The 1443-nt window shown below is 43.2% G+C and carries 1 protein-coding gene; it reads right to left on the bottom strand.

Annotated features, from left to right (window positions below; all coding sequences use genetic code 11):
• On the bottom strand, window positions 1-1443 hold a 1443-nt coding region (locus tag HMPREF2865_RS12295; RefSeq protein WP_283120617.1), incomplete at both ends, for a VENN motif pre-toxin domain-containing protein.

Here is a 1443-nt window from a genome sequence, read left to right as displayed (position 1 = left end):
TAATCTGTTTCTCAAAAGTTTCTTTACCGCCAGCCCTACCCAGTCCTGTATTGACTACCCCTTTCCCTTTATTCACATATGGCTTCCCTTGACCTTCAAGCTTGAATTGCACTTGTGTTTTTTCAGTCCAGCCCTTGCCTGTACGGGGCAAATCCGGAAAGAGCCGGTTTGTTGCCGAGTTGCCTGTTGTACCTATCTTTTTCAAAAGATCCATGGTGCCCGGTTTTGTTGTAAATTTAACCAACACTCCATTATATCCCTGTTCGGAATATGCTTTAAGCGGAGAAATAAATGTTTCACTTGTTGCTGGTAATTCTCCGTATGTTTTAAGTTTCATGAAATCTTCATAAGATATACGCCTATAAAAAATCTCATTACCATGTACATCTTTTTCCAATACTAGACTGTGTGGAGAATTTTTTATTCTTTCTCTATTGGCTTTATTTACCTGATCTCTAGCTTTAACAGCTTCAATCCTTCTTGGATCTTGATCATAAATTGTCTTGTGAAGCTCTTTGTTAAAATTCGGATTATTTTTCCCTATATTGGGATCATATCTGTAATCTTTCGGTAGTTGCGGTTTCGGCAATGCCTTCTGTTCCCAATTCCCTACAATTCCTAACTGTGTTGTAGACCGAGGCATACCTGTTTTACTCGGTGTAGCAAATACAGAATTCATCAATCTTGAATATGCAGAATTGGGATTAACCATAGCACGCATACCCAAAATCGTACTAACGTCTCCTAATGTATCTAAACCTGCACGAACCCAGTTCCCATTAGCAATATTTACAGCTCTTCTATCTACTTCTATCGAATCACGTAATCCTGCTGCATCGCCTGCATTGAGGACAACATGAAGCTGCATACTCGTAACAACATGCGCTTCGCAGGATTTGTTGCCTTTACATAAGGGCAATACTTCTTGTTGGTACATTAGGGCTACGAAATTTTCCCATGATGTATCGTTAGGATCTAATCCTCCTTGCTTGTATGATAAATTTTTCCACTTATCATAAGTGGCAGCACAACTAGCTTTATTCCCTGTTTTTCCACAGTTTTCTCCTAACTCTTGTCCAAATTTTTTTATTTGATCAGGTGAAATCTCTTTATCAACGAAAGGAATGGTTAGGCCAGGGCTGAGATAGTTATTCCCCACCGCATTCTGCCCCAACACGCCCCCTACCTGTGCGTTGAACAGGGCATTGGTGTTGCTGTTGTTTGTGCCGCTTCCCCCTTTCAGACGGCCTCCCGCCTCACCCACCACCGAAGCAATCGCACCGGTCTGTGCTTTAATCTCTTCCTTAATGTGTTCGGGCAGAAGATTGGGATTGAATTTCCCCGTTGTCGGGTCAATCGCGGTATGGCCGTCGTCGTATTGTTTGGCCAGGTATTCGGCGGCGCGTTCGGCAGCAACGGCAGCGCTGCCGCCGGCAAGCGGGT

It is taken from the genome of Neisseria sp. HMSC073G10, from assembly GCF_001812605.1.
GTDB classification, from domain to species: domain Bacteria; phylum Pseudomonadota; class Gammaproteobacteria; order Burkholderiales; family Neisseriaceae; genus Neisseria; species Neisseria subflava_A.
The sequence above is the reverse complement of the archived record's forward strand: the minus strand, read 5'-3'. Positions and strand labels throughout refer to the sequence as shown.